The sequence below is a fragment of the Cryobacterium sp. RTC2.1 genome (assembly GCF_035018685.1).
Lineage (GTDB): Bacteria > Actinomycetota > Actinomycetes > Actinomycetales > Microbacteriaceae > Cryobacterium > Cryobacterium glucosi.
Map to the genome: position 1 here is coordinate 1 of NZ_JASJXJ010000402.1, position 215 is coordinate 215.

The following is a 215-nucleotide window of genomic DNA, read 5'->3' on the forward strand; positions in this document are numbered from 1 at the left end:
TTGCTCTGGTTTCTTGTCCTCGCAGTGACGGGTGGCGCATCGATCCTGGAGGACCCCGCGGTCCTTCAAGCGCTCTCACCGCACTGGGTTGTACTTTTCTTCATCGACCAGCCCGGGACAGCATTCTTCGCCCTCGGCGCGATCGTTCTGGCCGTTACGGGAGCCGAAGCCCTCTACGCCGACCTAGGCCATTTCGGCCGACAAGCGATCACGCG

1 protein-coding gene is annotated in these 215 nt (G+C 62.3%); it reads left to right on the top strand.

Translation table 11 applies throughout. The features are described from left to right. Nucleotides 1-24: 24 nt before the first annotated feature. A partial coding sequence (locus QN357_RS19465; protein WP_323505466.1) for a KUP/HAK/KT family potassium transporter occupies nucleotides 25-215 on the top strand: 191 nt, incomplete at its 3' end.